This is a genomic window from Sphingomonas sp. J344, from assembly GCF_024700005.1.
Taxonomy (GTDB): domain Bacteria; phylum Pseudomonadota; class Alphaproteobacteria; order Sphingomonadales; family Sphingomonadaceae; genus Sphingomonas.
The window spans coordinates 180,938-197,771 of sequence record NZ_JAJONB010000001.1 but is presented as its reverse complement, the minus strand read 5'-3'; the positions used below and the strand labels follow the sequence as shown (position 1 = coordinate 197,771).

The window sequence follows — 16,834 nt, the reverse complement described above, 5'->3', positions numbered from 1 at the left end:
TCTGAGGGCATTGGCCCGTCCATTTCCTTCGGTGTGCGGTCTTGCGGGCTGAGGCCGCACGCAGATATGCCTCGATTCGCCTTCGGACCGCCGATTCCGATGTCAGTCGTGCATCGGCGGAAAGCGCAGCGTCGCGACGGTGCCGCCGCCTGCCCGCGCTGCCAGATCGAAACTGCCGCCGAGTTGTTCGGCGAGCGTGCGCGCGATCCGCAAGCCCAGGCTGGTGACGGTCGCGACCGCGAACCCGTCGGGCGGACCTGCACCATCGTCGGCTATTGTGAGCGTGATCCACGCGCCATCGTCGAGCATGCGCAACGCGATCAAGCCGGACTCGCGGTCGGCAAAGCCATGTTCGATCGCGTTGGAGACCGCCTCGGCAACAATCAGCGCCACGGGAATGATCGCGTCCGACGGCAACCTGATTCCCGGTCGCATGTCGACGGACATGGTGATCCCCGGCTTGCCGGCCGTAGAGATCAGGTCCCGGATCAGATCGGGCAGAACCCGGTCGAGCGCCTGCGGGTCACCGTCATGCGAGTAAAGCTGACGCTGGATGCGGCCGATCGTCTGGAGCTTCGCCGCTGCATCGCCCAATGCCTGTCGCGCCGCGCGATCGGCAATGCTGCGCTGCTGCAACGACAGCACCGCGCCGATCATCAGCAGGTTGTTGGATACCCGGTGCTGGAGTTCGCTGAACAGCAACTGGCTGCGCTGGGCCAGTATCTCGCTCCGCTCGCGCTCGCGGCGCAGCCGCGCACTCCCGCGCTGCATCGAATCGATGACCAGGATGATGACCGCGACGACCACCGCATAGAATCCGAGCGCGAGGAGCCCCCCTCTGCCGAGCGCAAAGGTCACCCCGGGCGTGACCAGGAATTGCCAGGCGAGCGCTCCGCAGAGCAACGCGGCAAAAATGCCCGGCCCCCGGCCGAACAGAAAGGCGGCAAGGATCACCGCCGGAAAGAATGTGATGAACGGGAATCCGGGAGGGAAGGCGTCGCTGAGCCACCAACGGGTTGCAAGGCCGAGCAGCGAAAGCACCAACGCCGCCAGATAGCCCTGCCAGCGGCGCGCGCGGGCCAGCGGAAGACGTTCCAGAAACCGGCTCTCGCGACCCTCCACGCGCTTCCCCATTTGCCCGCCGATGCGGCCCGCCATCATGGCGCGAAAAAGCCTCCGAAACCAGAGGCTTCGGAGGCTTTCGCTGCGCAGTCCGGATTGCTCCGGCCGGCGAACTTACTTGACGTGCTTGGCGATGTGCTTGTTCAGCTCGAACATCGTCGCCTTGTCGCCGCCAAAGATCGGCTTGAGCTTGTCGTCGGCCAGGATCTCGCGCTTGTTGGCGGGGTTCTGGAGGTTGTTCGCCTTGATGTGGACCCACATCTTGCTGACGATCTCGCTGCGCGGCAGCGGGCCGGCGCCGACGATCGCGGCGAGCTCGGGCGAGGGAGTGACGGGCTTTGCGATGCCGCCACGGGCGCCGCCAGATGCCTTCTTTTCGGCCATTCTATTCTTCTCCTCTGCGGGCCGGCAACGATACCGGACCGTGATCTTGGTCAGCGCCGGCGGCTTGGGCGATGCCTCGCCACCGTTGTCGCTGGGCCGGATGTAATCCGGTTCTCTCCACGATGCACGTATTTGATGCTCTTCCAAGGGGGTTTGCGCGGTTTGTTTGTGGAGAACTTGCCTCTCGACCGCTGTGGAGGGGCAATTGGTCCGCATAGCGCTGGGGCGGGCGGGGTGCCGACCCACGAAAAAGGGGCGCGTCCGGTTCCCCGAATGCGCCCCGATTTTCGCGACAGGGCCAACTGGCCCAGGCTAGGCGGTGGTCAGAAGCCGACCTTCGCCTTGATGCCGAAAAAGCGCGGCAGGCCCGGATAGGCGGCAAAGTTGCCGGTCTGCTCCGGCACCGCGAACCCGGTGATGTGGTAATATTGGTTGGTCAGGTTCTCGACGAAGAACTCCAGGCTCTTCTTGCCGTCCTCGGTCTGGATGCCGACGCGCGCGCCGATCAGCGGGTATCCCGGATTGTAGAGCGCGGTCCGACCGGTGGCCGGGTTCGGGTTGCTCGACGGGATGTTGACCTCGCTGTTGTAGCGCATGTCGAAATGGACCAGGCCACGGATGTTCGAGCTGATGCGCGGCATCCAGGTCGTCGCGATCGTCACCGTATGCTCGGGCTGGTTGTTGAGCTGACGCCCTTCCTGACCCTGCAGCGGCGTGCCGGTGAAGTTGTTGTCGGCATCATATTTCGCGTCGATCCAGCTGTAACCCAGGCGGACGGTGAAGTCGCGCACAGGCTGGATGATCGACTCCAGTTCCACACCCTTGCTGGTCGTGCTGTCGACATTCTGCACGACGAAGTTGTTGCCGCTGAACACGAGCGACTGGAGGTCGCTGAACTTCTGGTAGAAGGCGGCGATGTTGAAGGTGAAGGCGCGGCCCCACTGGGTCTTCAGGCCGATTTCATAGGCGTCGACCGATTCCGACCCGAACGCCAGGTCGCTGCCCTGTGCGCCGTTGCCGCCCAGCAACACGCTGTCGAACGTCGCCTGGTCCATATTATAGCCGCCGGACTTGTAGCCGCGATCATAGCCGCCATAGAGCAGCACGTCGTCGCTGACCTTGAACGCCAGCTTCGCGGTGCCGGTGATCTTGCTCTCGTCCCGTTCATGGGCGTAGCTGCCGTTGAACTCGGTGTTGATCGCCGGGTTGCAGCTCAGCAGGAACAGGTTGTTGAACAGGCCGAGCTGGCGCAGCAGATTGGCGTACTGAACCGCCGCCGTGTTGCCCGCACGCACCTGGTTGAAGAAGGTGCAGCTGCCGGTGTTGTTGTTGATCGTCGCGCTCAGCTCCTTCTTTTCATAGTTCCAGCGCGCACCCAGCGTCAGCGACAGGCGGTCGCTGATGTTGATGATGTTGTGCGTGAACAGTGCGAAGGCGTTGGTGTCGACGCGATAGTCGTTGGTGTTTCCCTGGCCGGCGGTCGCGCCGGGCAGCGGGCTGGCGGCGAGGGCGGCAAGGCCCGCGACCGGGGTCGGCGAATAGCCGAGCGCGTTGCAGGTCGCGACCGGGACGACGCCCGACGGCGCAGCACCGACGGCGGTGCGGAAGCAGCCGACGATCGGCGCCAGAGCCGCGCCATAGACCGCCTGATAGGCGGCGAGCGCGTTGGGAACCGCCGGGTTCAGGAACACCGCGCCCGGGGTCGGAGCAGCGCCCAGCGATCCATAGAACTGGACCGAACCCCCGAAGGACGGGCCGGCCAGCGCGTTGAAGATCGAGTCGACATAGCGGTTGCCATCATTGCCGATGCGGACCGTGTCGTGGACCTTGTTGCTCTCGTTCAAGTAGAAGCCGCCGACCAGCCAGTCGAGCGCGCCGTCGAACGCCGAACCCTGGAAACGCAGTTCCTGGGTGAAGTCGACCAGCTCGTTGCGATAGCCGTCGCGATAGGCGCGGTCGATGCCCGAAAAGTCGACATCCTGGTTACGCAGCGCGCGCCAGTTGCGATATGCGGTGATCGAGGTGAGCTTGATGTCGCCCAGTTCGGCATTGGCTTCGGCCGAAATACCCCAGTCGCGGACCTTTTCGGAAAAGTCGCGGTTGGGCGACGCCGCCATGCGGCGCTCCGACGGGTGGCCGGTGTACAGGCCGTCACGGCCCTGCGCCCCGGCAATCCCCTCGATCAGCGGCGCGAACGGACCGCGCACCGCGCTGACCGCGCCGCAGCACTGCTCGTCGGTCTCGTAATAGTCCGCGATTACACGCAGCGAGAAGGACGCGGTGTCGTACAGCGCCTGGCCGCGCGCGTACCAGCGGTTGACGTCGTTGAACATGCGGTCGCTGTTGACGTCGTCGATATAGCCGTCGCGCTTGCGATAGCCGCCGTCGAAACGCAGCGCGAGCTGTTCGCTGACCGGGCCGGTGATCGCGCCCTTGATCTCGATCGCGTCGTAATTGCCATAGCTGCCCGTGATATAACCGCCCAGATCGAACGCCGGCTGGGCGGTGAAGATCGACAGCGCGCCGGCCGAGGTGTTGCGACCGAACAGCGTGCCCTGCGGGCCGCGCAGCACTTCGACGCGCTCAAGCTCGGGCAGCTCGGAAATGGCGACACCGGCACGCGCGCGGAACACGCCGTCGATGAACACGCCGACTGCCGGCTCGAAGCCCGGGTTGTCGCCTGCGGTGGTGATTCCGCGAATATAGAGGGTGGTGCCGGTCGCCGACGACTGGCCGGTCGAGCTTTGCAGCGACGGCGCGAGCTGCTCGAGCCCGCGAATATCCTCGACGCCTGCATTTTCCAGCAGCGCCGCAGGGACTGCGGTCACCGCGATCGGCACGTCCTGCACGGTTTCGTTACGGCGGGTCGCGGTAATCACGACCTCGTTGCCGGATGCCTCTTCTTCCTGCGTGGCAGCGGCAGGGGCGTCCTGCGCGATGGCCGGGGTGGCCGCGATCAGCGCGAGGGCGGATGCGGAAAACAGCTGGAGCGTTCGCATGGGCTTCTCCTCTCTGGGTGCGCCGGACCTCCCATCGGGGACCGGTCTTCTTGTTGTCGTTGGGACACACGCTACCGTTGCTCGAATCCTTACGTCAACGTCAAATCACGCTAGGAAAGTGGCGGAAATGCTTGCTATTTCCCGTTCCGACACCGTTTGTTGCGTCGGGGCAACACAGGAGCTGCGCTTGCCGTAGCGTCAGGCGATAGGATAGGGCACCGACCGATATGAGTTGCCATCACGACGAAGAACCCGCTGACGGCGACCTCGCCGCCCCCGCCGCCAAGATTCCGGTGCCCGATGAGGTCGCCGAAGCGGTCCGCACGCTGCTGCGCTGGGCCGGCGACGACCCGAGTCGCGAAGGATTGCTCGACACGCCCAAACGCGTCGCGCGGGCGTGGCGCGAATATTGCCAGGGCTATGGCGAGGATCCTGCCTATCATCTCAGCCGGGTGTTCGAAGAGGTCGGGGGGTATGACGAGATCGTCCTGCTCAAGGACATCCCGTTCCAGTCGCATTGCGAACATCACATGGCACCGATCATCGGGAAGGCGTCGATCGCCTATCTGCCGCAGGACCATGTCGTCGGCATCTCGAAACTCGCCCGCGTCCTCCACGCCTATGCCCGCCGCCTGCAGGTGCAGGAACGCCTGACCGCCGAGGTCGCCGACTGCATCTGGGAGCATCTGAAGCCGCGCGGCGTCGCGGTGGTGATCGACGCGAGCCACGCCTGCATGACCGCGCGCGGGGTGCGCACCCCCGGCGTCGGCATGGTCACCAGCCGGATGATGGGCGTGTTCCGCGACGATGAGCGCAGCCGGACCGAGGTGCTCAAGTTGATGGGCTATTGATGCGTGTCCTCGTCACCGGCGGCGCGCGGCGGATCGGGGCGGCGATCGTCCGCCGCCTCGTCGCCGATGGCCACGCAGTCGCGGTGCATCATCACGATTTGCATGACGAGGCGGATGCGCTCGCCGCCGAACTCGGCGTCGCTCTGGTGACCGCCGACCTTGCGGACCCGGCCGAGACGCGCGGCCTGATCACCGCCGCCGCTACGGCGCTGGGCGGGCCGGTCGAGGGGCTGGTCAACAATGCCTCGCGCTTCGCCTGGGACGCGATACCGCTCGCCGATTACAGCGGGCTCGACCGTCACATGCATGTCAATCTCGGCGCGCCGCTGCTGCTCGCCTCGGCGCTGGCGGCACAGATCGGGCTGGGGGAGGGGGCGATCGTCAATCTGCTCGACCAGAAGCTCGCCAACCCCAATCCCGATTTCCTGACCTATACGCTGAGCAAGGCGGCGCTGGCCGAGGTGACGACCCTGCTCGCGATGCAGCTCGCCCCGCGCATCCGCGTCAATGCCGTCTCGCCCGGCCTGACCCTGCCCAGCCTCGACCAGAGCGCGGAGGAGTTCGCCGCGGTCGCCACCGCGAACCTCCTCCAGCGTCAGGTCGAGGTGGAAGAGATCGCCGCCACCGTCGCGTATCTGCTCACCGCGCGCGGCATCACCGGCCAGAATATCTTCGTCGATTGCGGCCAGCGCCTCGTGAAGCGCGACGGCGACGTGATGTTCACCGGGCGAGCCCGCCCCCATGGCTGAATACACCATCCATCTCGATCGCCTGGTGGTCGAGCTCGCCCTCGGCATCCACGACCATGAGCGCGCCGCGCCGCAGCGCGTCGAACTCAACGTCGCGATGCGCTGCGTCTACGATGCCCCGCCAGCGGACGAGATCGCGGCGGTGGTAGATTACGACTATCTCCGCACCGGCATCCACGCGCTGGCGGCGAAAGGCCATATCGAGCTGCAGGAAACCCTTTGCGACGCTGTCGCCGCGCTCGCATTGTCCGCCGATCCCCGCATCGCCGAAGTCCGCGTCCGTTCGACGAAACTCGACGTGTATCCGGACGCGCGGGTTGGGTGTGAGGTAGTGCGGAGCCGGGACGTCGCGACGCTTTAGGGCTTGGACGATCCGCGCCCAGCCCCTATGTCCACACGGTCCGCCGTTCAGCGGCGGGCAACAAGGGGCCGTTTAACGGGTTTTCGCGTGCAATTGCTGCTGTTCCTTTCCGCGCTTCTCGCAAGCCTCACCGGCGTCATCGCCGGTGATCGCGACGTGCGCGGGTTCCAGCAGCGAAGCGACACCGAAATTTCCCGCACCGCCGAAACCGCTGTCGAAGCGGTGTCGAGCGTCGCGGCGGCGGTCGCCACGCGCCCTCTTGCCGTCCGCGAAGCGCCGATTGCCGCGACATTCGCGATCCATGATGCCCCGGCCGGTGCGCCCGCCCGCCTGACCAGCGAACGCCGGCTCGAATAGCCGCGTCCGCCGTCGCGTCGCACGCGGCCGGCATCCATTTCGCATTCGAATCGTTAGCGCTCGCGACGCGGGCGCACACCCTGCAATTTCATACGACTGGAAAACATCATGTTCGGCGGCTTGGCCAAGTCCCTGTTCGGTTCGTCCAACGACCGGTATGTTCGTTCGCTCAACCCCATCCTCGCCAAGATCGCGAGCTTCGAGCCCGCGCTCAAGGCGATGTCCGACGACGAATTGTCGGCGCAGACCGTCAAGTTCCGCGAACGCCTCGCCAATGGCGAAAAGCTCGACTCGATCCTGCCCGAGGCGTTCGCGACGGTGCGTGAAGCCGGCGTCCGCGTGCTGGGCATGCGTCACTTCGACGTGCAGATGATCGGCGGCATCGTCCTCCACCGCGGCGAGATCGCCGAAATGCGGACCGGTGAGGGCAAGACGCTGGTGGCGACGCTCGCCACCTATCTCAACGCGCTGCCCGGCAATGGCGTCCACGTCATCACCGTCAACGACTATCTCGCCCGCCGCGACGCGGAATGGATGGGGCAGATCTACCGCTTCCTCGGCCTGACCGTCGGCGTGATCGTCCCCAACCTCGCCGATCATCAGCGGCGCGAGGCCTATGCAGCCGACATCACCTACGGCACCAACAACGAATTCGGTTTCGACTATCTGCGCGACAACATGAAGTACGACCGCGCGTCGATGGTCCAGCGCCCCTTCGCGATGGCGATCGTCGACGAGGTCGACTCGGTGCTGATCGACGAAGCCCGCACCCCGCTGATCATCTCCGGCCCGACCGACGACAAGAGCGAGCTCTATATCGGCGTCGACGCCGTGGTGAAGCAGTTCGACCCCGCGCTGTACGAGAAGGACGAAAAGCAGAAGAGCGTCGTCCTGACCGAAGAGGGGATCGAGACTGCCGAACGCGCGCTCGAGGCCGCCGGGCTGCTCAAGGGCAGCAACCTTTACGACTTCGAGAATACCCAGGTGGTCCACCACCTCAACCAGGCGCTGCGCGCCAACACGATGTACAAGCGCGACATCGACTACATCGTCAAGGACGGCAAGGTCGTCATCATCGACGAGTTCACCGGCCGCATGATGGACGGTCGCCGCTGGTCCGACGGCCTGCACCAGGCGGTCGAGGCCAAGGAAGGTGTGACGATCGAGCCCGAAAACCAGACGCTCGCCAGCATCACCTTCCAGAATTATTTCCGCATGTATCCGAAGCTGTCGGGCATGACCGGCACCGCCGCGACCGAAGCGCCCGAATTCTTCGACATCTACAAGATGAACGTCGTGTCGATCCCGACCAACGTTCCGGTCAAGCGCATCGATCAGGACGACGAGTTCTACAAGACGATGCAGGACAAGTTCATCGCCATCGCCCGCACCATCCGCGAACATGCGGCAAAGGGCCAGCCGGTGCTGGTCGGTACCGTGTCGATCGAAAAGTCCGAACTGCTCAGCGAATATCTCACCAAGGAAGGCGTCGACCACTCGGTCCTCAACGCCCGCTTCCATGAGCAGGAAGCGCATATCGTGGCGCAGGCCGGCCGTCTGGGCGCGGTGACCATCGCCACCAACATGGCGGGCCGCGGCACCGACATCCAGCTCGGCGGCAACCTTGAATTCCGCGTCGAGGCCGAACTGGCAGACATGCCGGAAGGGCCGGAGCGCGATGCGGCTGTCGAGCAGATCAAGGCCGAGATTGCGGCCGAGAAGCAGCGCGTGCTCGACGCCGGCGGCCTGTTCGTGCTCGGCACGGAACGCCATGAAAGCCGCCGCATCGACAACCAGCTACGCGGCCGTTCGGGCCGTCAGGGCGACCCCGGCCTGTCGCGCTTCTACCTCAGCCTCGACGACGACCTGCTGCGCATCTTCGGCCCGGACACGTTGTTCGCGAAGATGATGCGCAACAACATCGCCGATGGCGAGGCGATCGGCAGCAAGTGGCTGACCAAGGCGATCGAGACCGCGCAGAAGAAGGTCGAGGCGCGCAACTACGACATCCGCAAGCAGGTCGTCGAATATGACGACGTGATGAACGATCAGCGCAAGGTGATCTACGAACAGCGCGCCGACATCATGGACGCCGACACCGTCGGCGACGTGGTGGAGGATATGCGGGCCGAGACGGTCAACGATCTCGTCGGCGCGGCGTGCCCGCCCGAAACCTATCCCGAGCAATGGGATATCGAGGGGTTGAAGGCGCGCGTGCAGGAGATGCTGGGCGTCGAGGCACCGATCGAGGAATGGATCGCGGCGCAGGACGGCATCGAGCCCGAGGACGTCGAAAACCGCATCCGCGACCTCGCCAGCGCGCGCGTCACCGCCAAGTCGGACGAGCTCGACCCCGAGACCTGGACCTCGATCGAAAAGTCGATCCTGCTCCAGAATCTCGACCATCACTGGAAGGAGCATCTCGCGATGCTCGACGCGCTGCGTCAGGTCGTCCACCTGCGCGCCTATGCGCAAAAGACGCCGATCAACGAATATAAGCAGGAAGCGTTCGCGATGTTCGAGCGGATGCTGGTCGCAATCCGCGAGGATGTGACCCGCACGCTCGCCTGGGCCGAATTCCAGTTCCAGGCTCCGCCCGCGCTTCCCGAACTGCCCGATTTCCTGACCACGCATATCGATCCGCTGACCGGGCTCGACAACAGCGCCGACTGGGATGCTGGCGCAGCCGGGCTGATCTCGAACGAGTTGCCCGCGATGCAGATCCCGCGCCCGACCGGCGAGGCGCTGGGCGACGACCCCGCGTCATGGGAAGGTCGCGTCAACCGCAACTCTCCGTGCCCGTGCGGCTCGGGCCGCAAGTACAAGCAATGCCACGGCGCGGTGGTGTGATCCTCGCCGATCGCTGAAATGAAGAAGGGCCGCCCGACACGATCGGGCGGCCCTTTCTCTATCCGGTGCTCCTGCCTGCGCAGGAAGCACAGGGCTTACCGCGGGCGCGGCGGGGCGATCGACGTGCCCAGATTCTCCAGCACCTCACGCGCATTGAATGCGCGGACATTGTCGGGCTTGCGGCCCTTGCCGATCACGATCTCGGCGCTGGCCTCATAGCGTTCGACGGTGCGGATATCGACGTCGCGGTCCCAGAAGGGATCGCCGCCCCACGGGCTCCAGCTGCGCCAGCCCCAGCGCGGGCCATAATAGCGCCACGACGGACCCCATCCGCCCCACGGCCCGCTGCTGAACGGTCTGGTGGTCGCATAGGTGCGGGTTCTCTTCTCGGTATCGCGGTCGGCCAGCACGAAATGGTCGCCGCCGCGCTCTACGGTGAGCTGCGCTGCACGATAGAGCAGGTAACGCTCGACGGTCTCGCGCGACGTCATGCTGTTGCCGGCAAAGGTGATGCGGAAGCGATCGGATTCGATCTGCTCGTCCCAGTAACCGGTGCGATAGGTCCCGCTGCCGGTCGCGGGCTGGTAGGGCGTGGGGGTTGCGCAGGATGCGAGCACGCTTGCACTGGCAAGCGCAAGGGCCACCGCCGCGATGCGCGAGCGGCGGGCGGGGGTGGTGGACATCATCTTCCTCCTAAGCATTTCGTTTTGCGGCGAATCGTGCCGATGCTGCGATTGTAACGAACAGCACAGGCCAAATGTCCCTGCGCTGAACGAAACGACAGAAACCCGCGCCGCGCAAGGGGGCGGGTGGTGTTGTGCCGTCGCTCTGGGGAAATGTCGCTGGCTCCCTGAGTTGGATTCGAACCAACGGCCGCTCGATTAACAGTCGAGAGCTCTACCGCTGAGCTATCAGGGAACACCAGCGAGGGCGCGCCTATACGAAGGGGTGCGGAGCAATGCAAGCGGGGAAAGGGGGATTTTCAACAACAATCCTCCCCCGCCAGGGGGAGGTGGCACGCATGGCGTGGCGGAGGGGGAGGAAGGGTGCGCGCCCAAGCTGAGAGGACACAGCCGTCCTCCCCTCCGTCGCCTTCGGCGCCACCTCCCCCTGGCGGGGGAGGATCACCGAATCACGCAATAAACTGCTCCATCGTGATCCGTTCATCCAGCGCGTGTTCGGGATCGAACAGCAATGTCAGGTCGCGATTGCGGTCGATCGCGATATCGACCTGCGCCACGTCGCGCACCTCGCGCTGGTCCGCCACCGCGCTCACCGGGCGCTTGCCGGGGTCGAGCACGCGCAGCGAAATCCGCGTCTTTTCGGGCAGGATCGCCCCGCGCCAGCGGCGCGGGCGGAACGGGCTGATCGGGGTCAGCGCCAGCAGCCGCGAGCCGAGCGGCAGGATCGGGCCATGCGCCGACAGATTATAGGCGGTCGACCCCGCCGGCGTCGCGACCAGAATGCCGTCGCACACCAGTTCGGGCAGCACGACGCGGTCGTTGACCCGCACCTCCAGCTTGGCGGTCTGGCGCGTCTCGCGCAGCAGCGACACTTCGTTGATCGCGGGGATGACGTGCGTCTCCCCCTCCATCGTGGTCGCGGTCATCACCAGCGGGCTGACCTTGAACGGCCGCGCACGCGCCAGCCGCTCCTCCAGTCCGTCGGGTCGCCAGTCGTTCATCAGGAACCCGATGGTGCCCAGGTTCATCCCGAACACCGGCACGATCCGCCGCCGCTCCAGCATCGCGTGCAGCGTCTGGAGCATGAAGCCGTCCCCGCCCAGCGCGACAACCATGTCGGCATCCTCGACCTCGACCCAGTCGCGCCCGGCGAGCAGTTCGGCAGCCGCGGTCTCGGCGGGCGTGGTCGGGGAGGCGGCAAGCGCCCGGCGCAATTCGCTCATCCGCCGGTCACGCTCATATGCCGCGCCACCGCCGGGGCTGCGCCCGGTGCGACGTCGAAGCTGTGCCGTGCTGGCTTCGCCGCCAGCGCCGCGTCGATCGCGTCGTCGACCGCTGCCAGTCCGCCGCTGCGGATCGCGGCCTTCAGGTCGACCTGGTCGTCATGGCCCAGACAGGTGAACAGCTTGCCCTCCGTGGTCAGCCGCACCCGGTTGCAGCTGTCGCAGAAATTGCCCGTGAGCGGCGAGATCAGGCCCAGCCGCGCACCGCTGTCGCCGACCCGCCAGTAGCGCGCCGGCCCGCCGCTTCGATGATCGTCGCGAACCAGATCGAATTGTGCAGACAAATGATCGAACACCCGCGTCAGCGGCACGAAGCGGTCCGCGCGATCCTCGTCGATCGCGCCCAGCGGCATCGTCTCGATCAGCGTCAAATCCATGCCCTGCGCGCTGGTCCATGCCAGCATGTCGGAGATCTCCGCCTCGTTGAGTCCTGCCATCGCGACCATGTTGATCTTGACGCTCAGCCCCGCCGCGCGCGCCGCCGCTATGCCGTCCAGCACCTGCGTGACATCGCCGTGACGGGTGACAAAGCGGAAGGTCTCGGGGTCGCGGCTGTCGAGGCTGACATTGATCCGCCGCACCCCCGCATCGGCCAGCGCCGCCGCGTGCGTCGTCAGCCGGGTGCCGTTGGTGGTCAGCGTCAGCTCGTCGAGTCCGTGGCCGACGCTCCGCCCCAGCCGCCGGACCAGGTCCAGCGCATCGCGCCGCACCAGTGGCTCGCCTCCGGTCAGGCGGATCTTGGTCACCCCGCGCGCGACGAAACGCTCGGCGATCAGCGCGATTTCCTCCAGCGCCAGCAATTCGGTGCGCGGCAGGAATGTCATTTCCTCGGCCATGCAGTATCGACAGCGCAGGTCGCACCGGTCGGTGACCGATACCCTGAGGTACCGGATCGCGCGGCCATGCTTGTCCATCAGGGGCCGATCGCTCGCCATGGACGATGGAGCTAAGCTGTTCGTAGCATCGGGACAACCCTTGCGTTAGGAATGGCCGCGATGACCGACGCCGCGCCCGCTCCAGCCACCCCCATGACCGGGCGCGATCGACCGCTGTTCCTGCTGTCCTTTCGCCAGCGCGACGAGCTCGCCGCCCATGCCGCCCATGCCGGCTGGCGCGTCGTCGCGGCACGGCGCGGGGAGGGGCGGACCGCCGCTTCCTTGCCAGCGGTGCCACGGTCGCGGTGGTCGATGCGCGCGGATCGGTGGATGAGGGGCTTGCCGCAGTGCGCTCGCTCGCAGCGGTTACCGGGGCCAGCGGCTGCGCGCTGCTCGCGCTCGTGTCGCGCGGCGACGCCGCGCGGCTCGGCGAATTCTACGACGCCGGGGCGACCCATTTCCTCGCCAGCCCGATGCGTGAGGTCGAGTTCGTCCAGGCGCTACGCTTCGCGGCGCGCCACGCCAAGCGGGTCGGCGGCGACACCGACAACAGGCGCACGACCGGCGAGCCGCTCGGCTGGCGCTACGATCCCGCGCTGCGCTCGCTCCAGGTCACGCCCGCGCTCGCCTCGATGCTCGGTCTGACCGGCACGCCTTCGCTGCGTACCGTGCTGCGCCATGTCGAGGCTGCCGATCGCGGGGCGATGCGCGGCGCGCTCCAGCGGCTGCGCGACGGCATTCAGGCGACCGCCTTCGCGCACGACCTGCCCGGCGCGGGCCGGGTGGTCGAGCATCTTCAGCGCGACGCGCGCACCGGTCGCATCCATGCGCTGATCGAACGGCTGGGAGAGGTCGATGCCGGCGCAGTCGTCCGCGACGTCCTTACCGGGGTGCGCGACGATGCCGGGATGCGCCGCTGGATTGCCCGTCGGCTCAACGATGGCCAGTCGATTGGTATCGTCCTTGTCACGCTCGGCCGGTTCGACATGGTCAACACTGCCTATGGCCGCGACGCGGGCGACGCCGTGCTGCGCGCCGCCTCGACCCGTATCTCCGAATCCGCGCGCGCCGCGCTTGGTCGCCGCGCGGTGCTGGCGCGGATGGGCGGAGCGGAGTTCCTGATCGCCGCCACCGATTCCGACGCGACCGCGCTCGCCGCTGCCGCAACCGCGATCGAGGAAGCGCTGACCCGCCCCTTCGTCATCGGCGACGCCATCGCCCCAGTCGGTGCGCGCGTCGCAACCGCTGCCTCGCGGCCTGGCGACGATGCCGCCGCGCTGCTCCGTCGCGTCAGTGAAGCGCTTGCGGGCGAGGATGACGATAATCGCGCCGTCCCGATCGACGCGCTCGCCATCGATCTGCGCCGCGCAATGGACGCGGGCGAGATCGAATTGCGCGTCCAGCCCCAGGTCGCGATGTCCACCGGCGCGATCGTCGGGGTAGAGGCGCTGGCCCGCTGGCGTCACCCCCAACATGGCGAGGTCGGGGCCGAAGCCCTGTTCGCCGCCGCCGCCCGCGCCGAACTCGAACTTGCCTTGTCCGAACATGTCCAGCGCCTCGCGCTGGTTCAGGCTGCGCGCTGGCCGACCGCGCTGCGCCACCTGCGCCTTTCGGTCAACGTCACCGCCGCCGATGTCGCGCGCTCAGGTTTCGCCGACCTGTTCCTCGACTGGGTGGACAGCAGCGGCTTTCCGCGCTCGCGCCTGACGGTGGAGATCACCGAAGGCGGGCTGATCGACGACCTCGGCGAAGCCTCGCGCCTGCTCAGCGACCTGCGCGCCGCCGGGTGCCGAGTCGCGATCGACGATTTCGGCACCGGCTATTCCAGCCTCGCGTACCTCAAGGCGCTCCCGCTCGACTATCTCAAGGTCGACCGCAAGCTGACCCAGGACATCACCGGCAGCGCGCGCGACCGCATCGTCGTGCGCGGCGTGATCGACATGGCGCGCTCGCTCGGCCTCACCGTGATCGCGGAGGGGGTGGAGACCAACGAACAGCTCGACCTGCTCGCCAAGGAGGGCTGCCAATTCTATCAGGGTTTCCTCTGCGCCGAACCGCTCACCCTGCCCGAACTGGTTGCACTGGTGGAGGCCGCATGAACGATCCGCGCGATACCACCGGCGTCTGGTATGGCCGCTATTTCGCGACCGGCTGGGACGTCCCCGAAAACAGCTTCATCGCGCATCTTGAGGAGGTCGGCGGTGCCGTCGATGGCACGATCACCGAACCCGACGACACGGGTGAGTCAGAGATCCGCCGCGCCTTCGTCTCCGGCACCCGCGCCGCCGACGCGCTGTCATTCGTCAAGCAATACGACCCCGCCGGCCCCCTCGCGCACAGCGTCGCCTATACCGGCCGGATCAGCGACGACGGGACCGAGGCCACCGGCGAATGGCGCTTCTCCGGCTATCACGGCAGCTTCGTGATGAACCGCGAGATTTTTCGCGCCGAGGAACTGGACGAAGACGCCGCGGTGGACGAAGACATCGTCATCATACTCGACGCACCGGAACCCCGCTAAGCGTCGTTTTGCCTTGAGGGAGGAATAGATGACGAACCGCCGCGGTCTGTTCGCGATGTTGACGATGCTGTGCGCGGCGCTGCTGCTGCCCGGTACGGCAACCGCCAAGGGCTTCACTTCCGACCGCATCGCCGTGACCGTGGAAGGGAAGGGGAAGGACGTCATCCTGATCCCCGGCCTGTCCTCGTCCCCACGCGTCTGGACGGAAATGACCGCCGCGCTCCCCGGCTATCGCTACCACAAGGTTCAGGTGCGCGGGTTCGGCGGGCTCGACAAGGGCGGCAACACCGACGGCAATGTCGCCGCCCCGGTCGCCGAGGAACTGTCGCGCTACATCGCGGAGAACAAGCTCGGCAAGGTAGCGGTGATCGGCCATTCGATGGGCGGCACGATGGCGATGATGCTCGCCGCGCGCCATCCCGATCAGGTCGGCAAGCTGATGGTGGTCGATATGCTCCCGTTCATGGGTGCGATGTTCGGCGGCCCGCAGGCGACCCCTGAGACACTCAAGCCGATCGCCGACCAGATCATGGCGGGGATGAAGACCTCCGCGCCCGAAGCCTATGCCGCGCAGCTCAAGGGGACGATCGACTCGATGGTCGCGACCGAAAGCATGCGCGCCGGCGCACTGGAGGACGCGATGAAGTCCGACCGCGACGTCTCCGCCCGCGCCTATGGCGAACTCATCATGACCAACCTCATGCCCGAGCTGAGCAGGATCACCGCCCCCACCACGGTGCTCTACGTGACGCCGAAGGGCGCGCCCGTAACCGACGCGCAGATGGACGGCTTCTACAAGGCGTCCTACGCCCCGATCAAAGGCGCGGTGCTGACCCGCGTCCCCGCATCCGCCCACTTCATCATGTGGGACAACGCGCCCTTCTTCCAGGCTCAGGTAAAGGCATTTCTCGCAGCATGATCCTCACCTTCGCACTCGCCGCCGCCACGCTCGTCGCGCTCCCCGCGATGGCCCAGGACGAAGCGCCCGACCGCTCGCAGGACGTCGCCTGGCACAACAACCAGATGCGCGCGCTCGCCGAGCGCCACAGCGGCACCGGCTGGAACGTGACGCCGAGCGGGCTGCGCTGGCGGCTGGTCGCGGGCAACGGCACCGGCAAGCACCCCGGTCCGACCGATCGCGTGACGGTCCACTACACCGGCACCTTCACCGATGGCGTCGAATTCGACAGCTCGGTCAAGCGCGGCCAGCCCGCCACCTTCCCCCTCAACCGCGTGATCCGCGGCTGGACCGAGGGCGTCCAGCTGATGGGCGTGGGCGACAAGGTGGAATTCGCGATTCCGATGGACCTCGCCTACGGCCCCCACGGCCGCGGCCCGATCCCGGGCGGCGCGACGCTGCTGTTTACGGTGGAGCTGCTGGGGATCGAAGGGGCGGGGGAGTAGCGAAGCGCCCCCCCTCTCGTCACCCCGGGCTTGACCCGGGGCCCAGCTGCCTTCGTCAGGCAAGCTGATCGTAAGGGTCGCGCCACTCGGGATTGTCGCGCTCGATCAGCGCGAATTTCCATTCGCGCCGCCAGCGCTTTATCCGCTTCTCCTGCGCGATGCAGTCGGTGATGTCCTCAGCATATTCGGCCCAGACGAGCCGATTGAGGCCATAGCGGGCGCAGAACTCGGACCCTTCACCGCGGCGATGCTGATCGACGCGCGTCACGAGGTCGGCGGTCACTCCGACATACATCGTCCCGCGATAGCGATTGGCCATGATGTAAACCCAACCGCCTTGGCGTTCGTCGTCCATGGCGCGGTAGGGAAGAAGAAGCTGGGCCCCGGGTCAAGCC

At 66.5% G+C, this 16,834-nt stretch carries 16 protein-coding genes and 1 tRNA gene; 9 read left to right on the top strand and 8 right to left on the bottom strand.

Going from position 1 to position 16,834, the window contains the following annotated elements; translation table 11 throughout:
* Window positions 1–102: 102 nt before the first annotated feature.
* From LRS12_RS00990 to LRS12_RS00980, 3 genes are all read right to left on the bottom strand, one after another.
* Window positions 103–1,134: a sensor histidine kinase gene (locus LRS12_RS00990; protein ID WP_257842883.1), complete on the bottom strand. Its 1,032-nt coding sequence runs from the start codon at window positions 1,132–1,134 to the stop codon at window positions 103–105.
* 102 nt (window positions 1,135–1,236) lie between these two features.
* Window positions 1,237–1,506 (bottom strand): SWIB/MDM2 domain-containing protein, encoded by a 270-nt coding sequence (locus tag LRS12_RS00985; protein WP_257842882.1) that lies wholly within the window; start codon window positions 1,504–1,506, stop codon window positions 1,237–1,239.
* Window positions 1,507–1,829: 323 nt separating this feature from the next.
* A complete protein-coding gene (locus LRS12_RS00980) occupies window positions 1,830–4,505 on the bottom strand; it encodes a TonB-dependent receptor (RefSeq protein WP_257842881.1) in 2,676 nt (891 codons plus the stop codon).
* A gap of 227 nt (window positions 4,506–4,732) precedes the next feature.
* Here LRS12_RS00980 and folE point away from each other — a divergent pair, with 227 nt between their 5' ends.
* The 5 genes from folE (at window position 4,733) to secA (ending at window position 9,673) form a co-directional block, all read left to right on the top strand.
* On the top strand, window positions 4,733–5,356 hold the full coding sequence (gene folE / locus LRS12_RS00975; protein ID WP_257842880.1) for a GTP cyclohydrolase I FolE: 624 nt from the start codon (window positions 4,733–4,735) through the stop codon (window positions 5,354–5,356).
* A complete protein-coding gene (locus LRS12_RS00970) occupies window positions 5,356–6,105 on the top strand; it encodes an SDR family oxidoreductase (RefSeq protein ID WP_257842879.1) in 750 nt (249 codons plus the stop codon). The genes folE and LRS12_RS00970 overlap by 1 nt, the downstream gene beginning before the upstream one ends.
* Window positions 6,098–6,466 (top strand): dihydroneopterin aldolase, encoded by a 369-nt coding sequence (locus tag LRS12_RS00965; protein WP_257842878.1) that lies wholly within the window; start codon window positions 6,098–6,100, stop codon window positions 6,464–6,466. Before LRS12_RS00970 ends, LRS12_RS00965 begins: the two co-directional genes overlap by 8 nt.
* Window positions 6,467–6,553: 87 nt before the next feature.
* Window positions 6,554–6,823, top strand: coding sequence for a hypothetical protein (locus LRS12_RS00960; protein ID WP_257842877.1), 270 nt, complete (start codon window positions 6,554–6,556; stop codon window positions 6,821–6,823).
* A gap of 108 nt (window positions 6,824–6,931) precedes the next feature.
* Window positions 6,932–9,673: a preprotein translocase subunit SecA gene (gene secA / locus LRS12_RS00955; protein WP_257842876.1), complete on the top strand. Its 2,742-nt coding sequence runs from the start codon at window positions 6,932–6,934 to the stop codon at window positions 9,671–9,673.
* Window positions 9,674–9,768: 95 nt separating this feature from the next.
* Here the strand turns inward: secA and LRS12_RS00950 are convergent, their stop codons facing one another.
* The 4 genes from LRS12_RS00950 to moaA all read right to left on the bottom strand — a co-directional run bounded on the left by LRS12_RS00950 (window position 9,769) and on the right by moaA (window position 12,574).
* Window positions 9,769–10,356: a hypothetical protein gene (locus LRS12_RS00950; RefSeq protein ID WP_308222949.1), complete on the bottom strand. Its 588-nt coding sequence runs from the start codon at window positions 10,354–10,356 to the stop codon at window positions 9,769–9,771.
* A gap of 160 nt (window positions 10,357–10,516) precedes the next feature.
* Window positions 10,517–10,591: transfer RNA gene (locus tag LRS12_RS00945), tRNA-Asn, on the bottom strand.
* Window positions 10,592–10,805: 214 nt separating this feature from the next.
* A complete protein-coding gene (locus LRS12_RS00940; RefSeq protein WP_257842874.1) occupies window positions 10,806–11,579 on the bottom strand; it encodes an NAD kinase in 774 nt (257 codons plus the stop codon).
* Complete coding sequence (moaA, locus tag LRS12_RS00935) at window positions 11,576–12,574, bottom strand: GTP 3',8-cyclase MoaA (RefSeq protein WP_257842873.1); 999 nt, start codon at window positions 12,572–12,574, stop codon at window positions 11,576–11,578. Before moaA ends, LRS12_RS00940 begins: the two co-directional genes overlap by 4 nt.
* Before the next feature lie 245 nt (window positions 12,575–12,819).
* Between moaA and LRS12_RS00930 the strand changes: the two genes are divergently transcribed.
* From LRS12_RS00930 to LRS12_RS00915, 4 genes are read left to right on the top strand one after another with little or no spacing between them, the layout of a single operon-like run.
* Window positions 12,820–14,613: a GGDEF domain-containing phosphodiesterase gene (locus LRS12_RS00930; protein ID WP_257842871.1), complete on the top strand. Its 1,794-nt coding sequence runs from the start codon at window positions 12,820–12,822 to the stop codon at window positions 14,611–14,613.
* Window positions 14,610–15,035, top strand: coding sequence for a hypothetical protein (locus LRS12_RS00925; protein WP_257842870.1), 426 nt, complete (start codon window positions 14,610–14,612; stop codon window positions 15,033–15,035). The genes LRS12_RS00930 and LRS12_RS00925 overlap by 4 nt, the downstream gene beginning before the upstream one ends.
* Before the next feature lie 28 nt (window positions 15,036–15,063).
* Entirely contained in the window at window positions 15,064–15,954 is an 891-nt protein-coding gene (locus tag LRS12_RS00920) for an alpha/beta fold hydrolase (RefSeq protein ID WP_257842869.1), read from the top strand.
* Window positions 15,951–16,439 (top strand): FKBP-type peptidyl-prolyl cis-trans isomerase, encoded by a 489-nt coding sequence (locus tag LRS12_RS00915; RefSeq protein ID WP_257842868.1) that lies wholly within the window; start codon window positions 15,951–15,953, stop codon window positions 16,437–16,439. The genes LRS12_RS00920 and LRS12_RS00915 overlap by 4 nt, the downstream gene beginning before the upstream one ends.
* Before the next feature lie 55 nt (window positions 16,440–16,494).
* Here LRS12_RS00915 and LRS12_RS00910 read toward each other — a convergent pair whose 3' ends face one another.
* On the bottom strand, window positions 16,495–16,794 hold the full coding sequence (locus tag LRS12_RS00910) for a GIY-YIG nuclease family protein (RefSeq protein ID WP_257842867.1): 300 nt from the start codon (window positions 16,792–16,794) through the stop codon (window positions 16,495–16,497).
* Between the last annotated feature and the right edge of the window lie 40 nt (window positions 16,795–16,834).

Bases quoted from the DNA above. Each gene is read 5' to 3' on its own strand.
- moaA (WP_257842873.1), bottom strand. From the start codon at position 12,574: ATGGCGAGCGATCGGCCCCTGATGGACAAGCATGGCCGCGCGATCCGG.
- LRS12_RS00920 (WP_257842869.1), top strand. From the start codon at position 15,064: ATGACGAACCGCCGCGGTCTGTTCGCGATGTTGACGATGCTGTGCGCG.
- LRS12_RS00970 (WP_257842879.1), top strand. From the start codon at position 5,356: ATGCGTGTCCTCGTCACCGGCGGCGCGCGGCGGATCGGGGCGGCGATC.
- LRS12_RS00950 (WP_308222949.1), bottom strand. From the start codon at position 10,356: ATGTCCACCACCCCCGCCCGCCGCTCGCGCATCGCGGCGGTGGCCCTT.
- LRS12_RS00990 (WP_257842883.1), bottom strand. From the start codon at position 1,134: ATGGGGAAGCGCGTGGAGGGTCGCGAGAGCCGGTTTCTGGAACGTCTT.
- LRS12_RS00940 (WP_257842874.1), bottom strand. From the start codon at position 11,579: ATGAGCGAATTGCGCCGGGCGCTTGCCGCCTCCCCGACCACGCCCGCC.
- LRS12_RS00915 (WP_257842868.1), top strand. From the start codon at position 15,951: ATGATCCTCACCTTCGCACTCGCCGCCGCCACGCTCGTCGCGCTCCCC.
- secA (WP_257842876.1), top strand. From the start codon at position 6,932: ATGTTCGGCGGCTTGGCCAAGTCCCTGTTCGGTTCGTCCAACGACCGG.
- LRS12_RS00965 (WP_257842878.1), top strand. From the start codon at position 6,098: ATGGCTGAATACACCATCCATCTCGATCGCCTGGTGGTCGAGCTCGCC.
- LRS12_RS00985 (WP_257842882.1), bottom strand. From the start codon at position 1,506: ATGGCCGAAAAGAAGGCATCTGGCGGCGCCCGTGGCGGCATCGCAAAG.
- LRS12_RS00925 (WP_257842870.1), top strand. From the start codon at position 14,610: ATGAACGATCCGCGCGATACCACCGGCGTCTGGTATGGCCGCTATTTC.
- LRS12_RS00910 (WP_257842867.1), bottom strand. From the start codon at position 16,794: ATGGACGACGAACGCCAAGGCGGTTGGGTTTACATCATGGCCAATCGC.
- folE (WP_257842880.1), top strand. From the start codon at position 4,733: ATGAGTTGCCATCACGACGAAGAACCCGCTGACGGCGACCTCGCCGCC.
- LRS12_RS00980 (WP_257842881.1), bottom strand. From the start codon at position 4,505: ATGCGAACGCTCCAGCTGTTTTCCGCATCCGCCCTCGCGCTGATCGCG.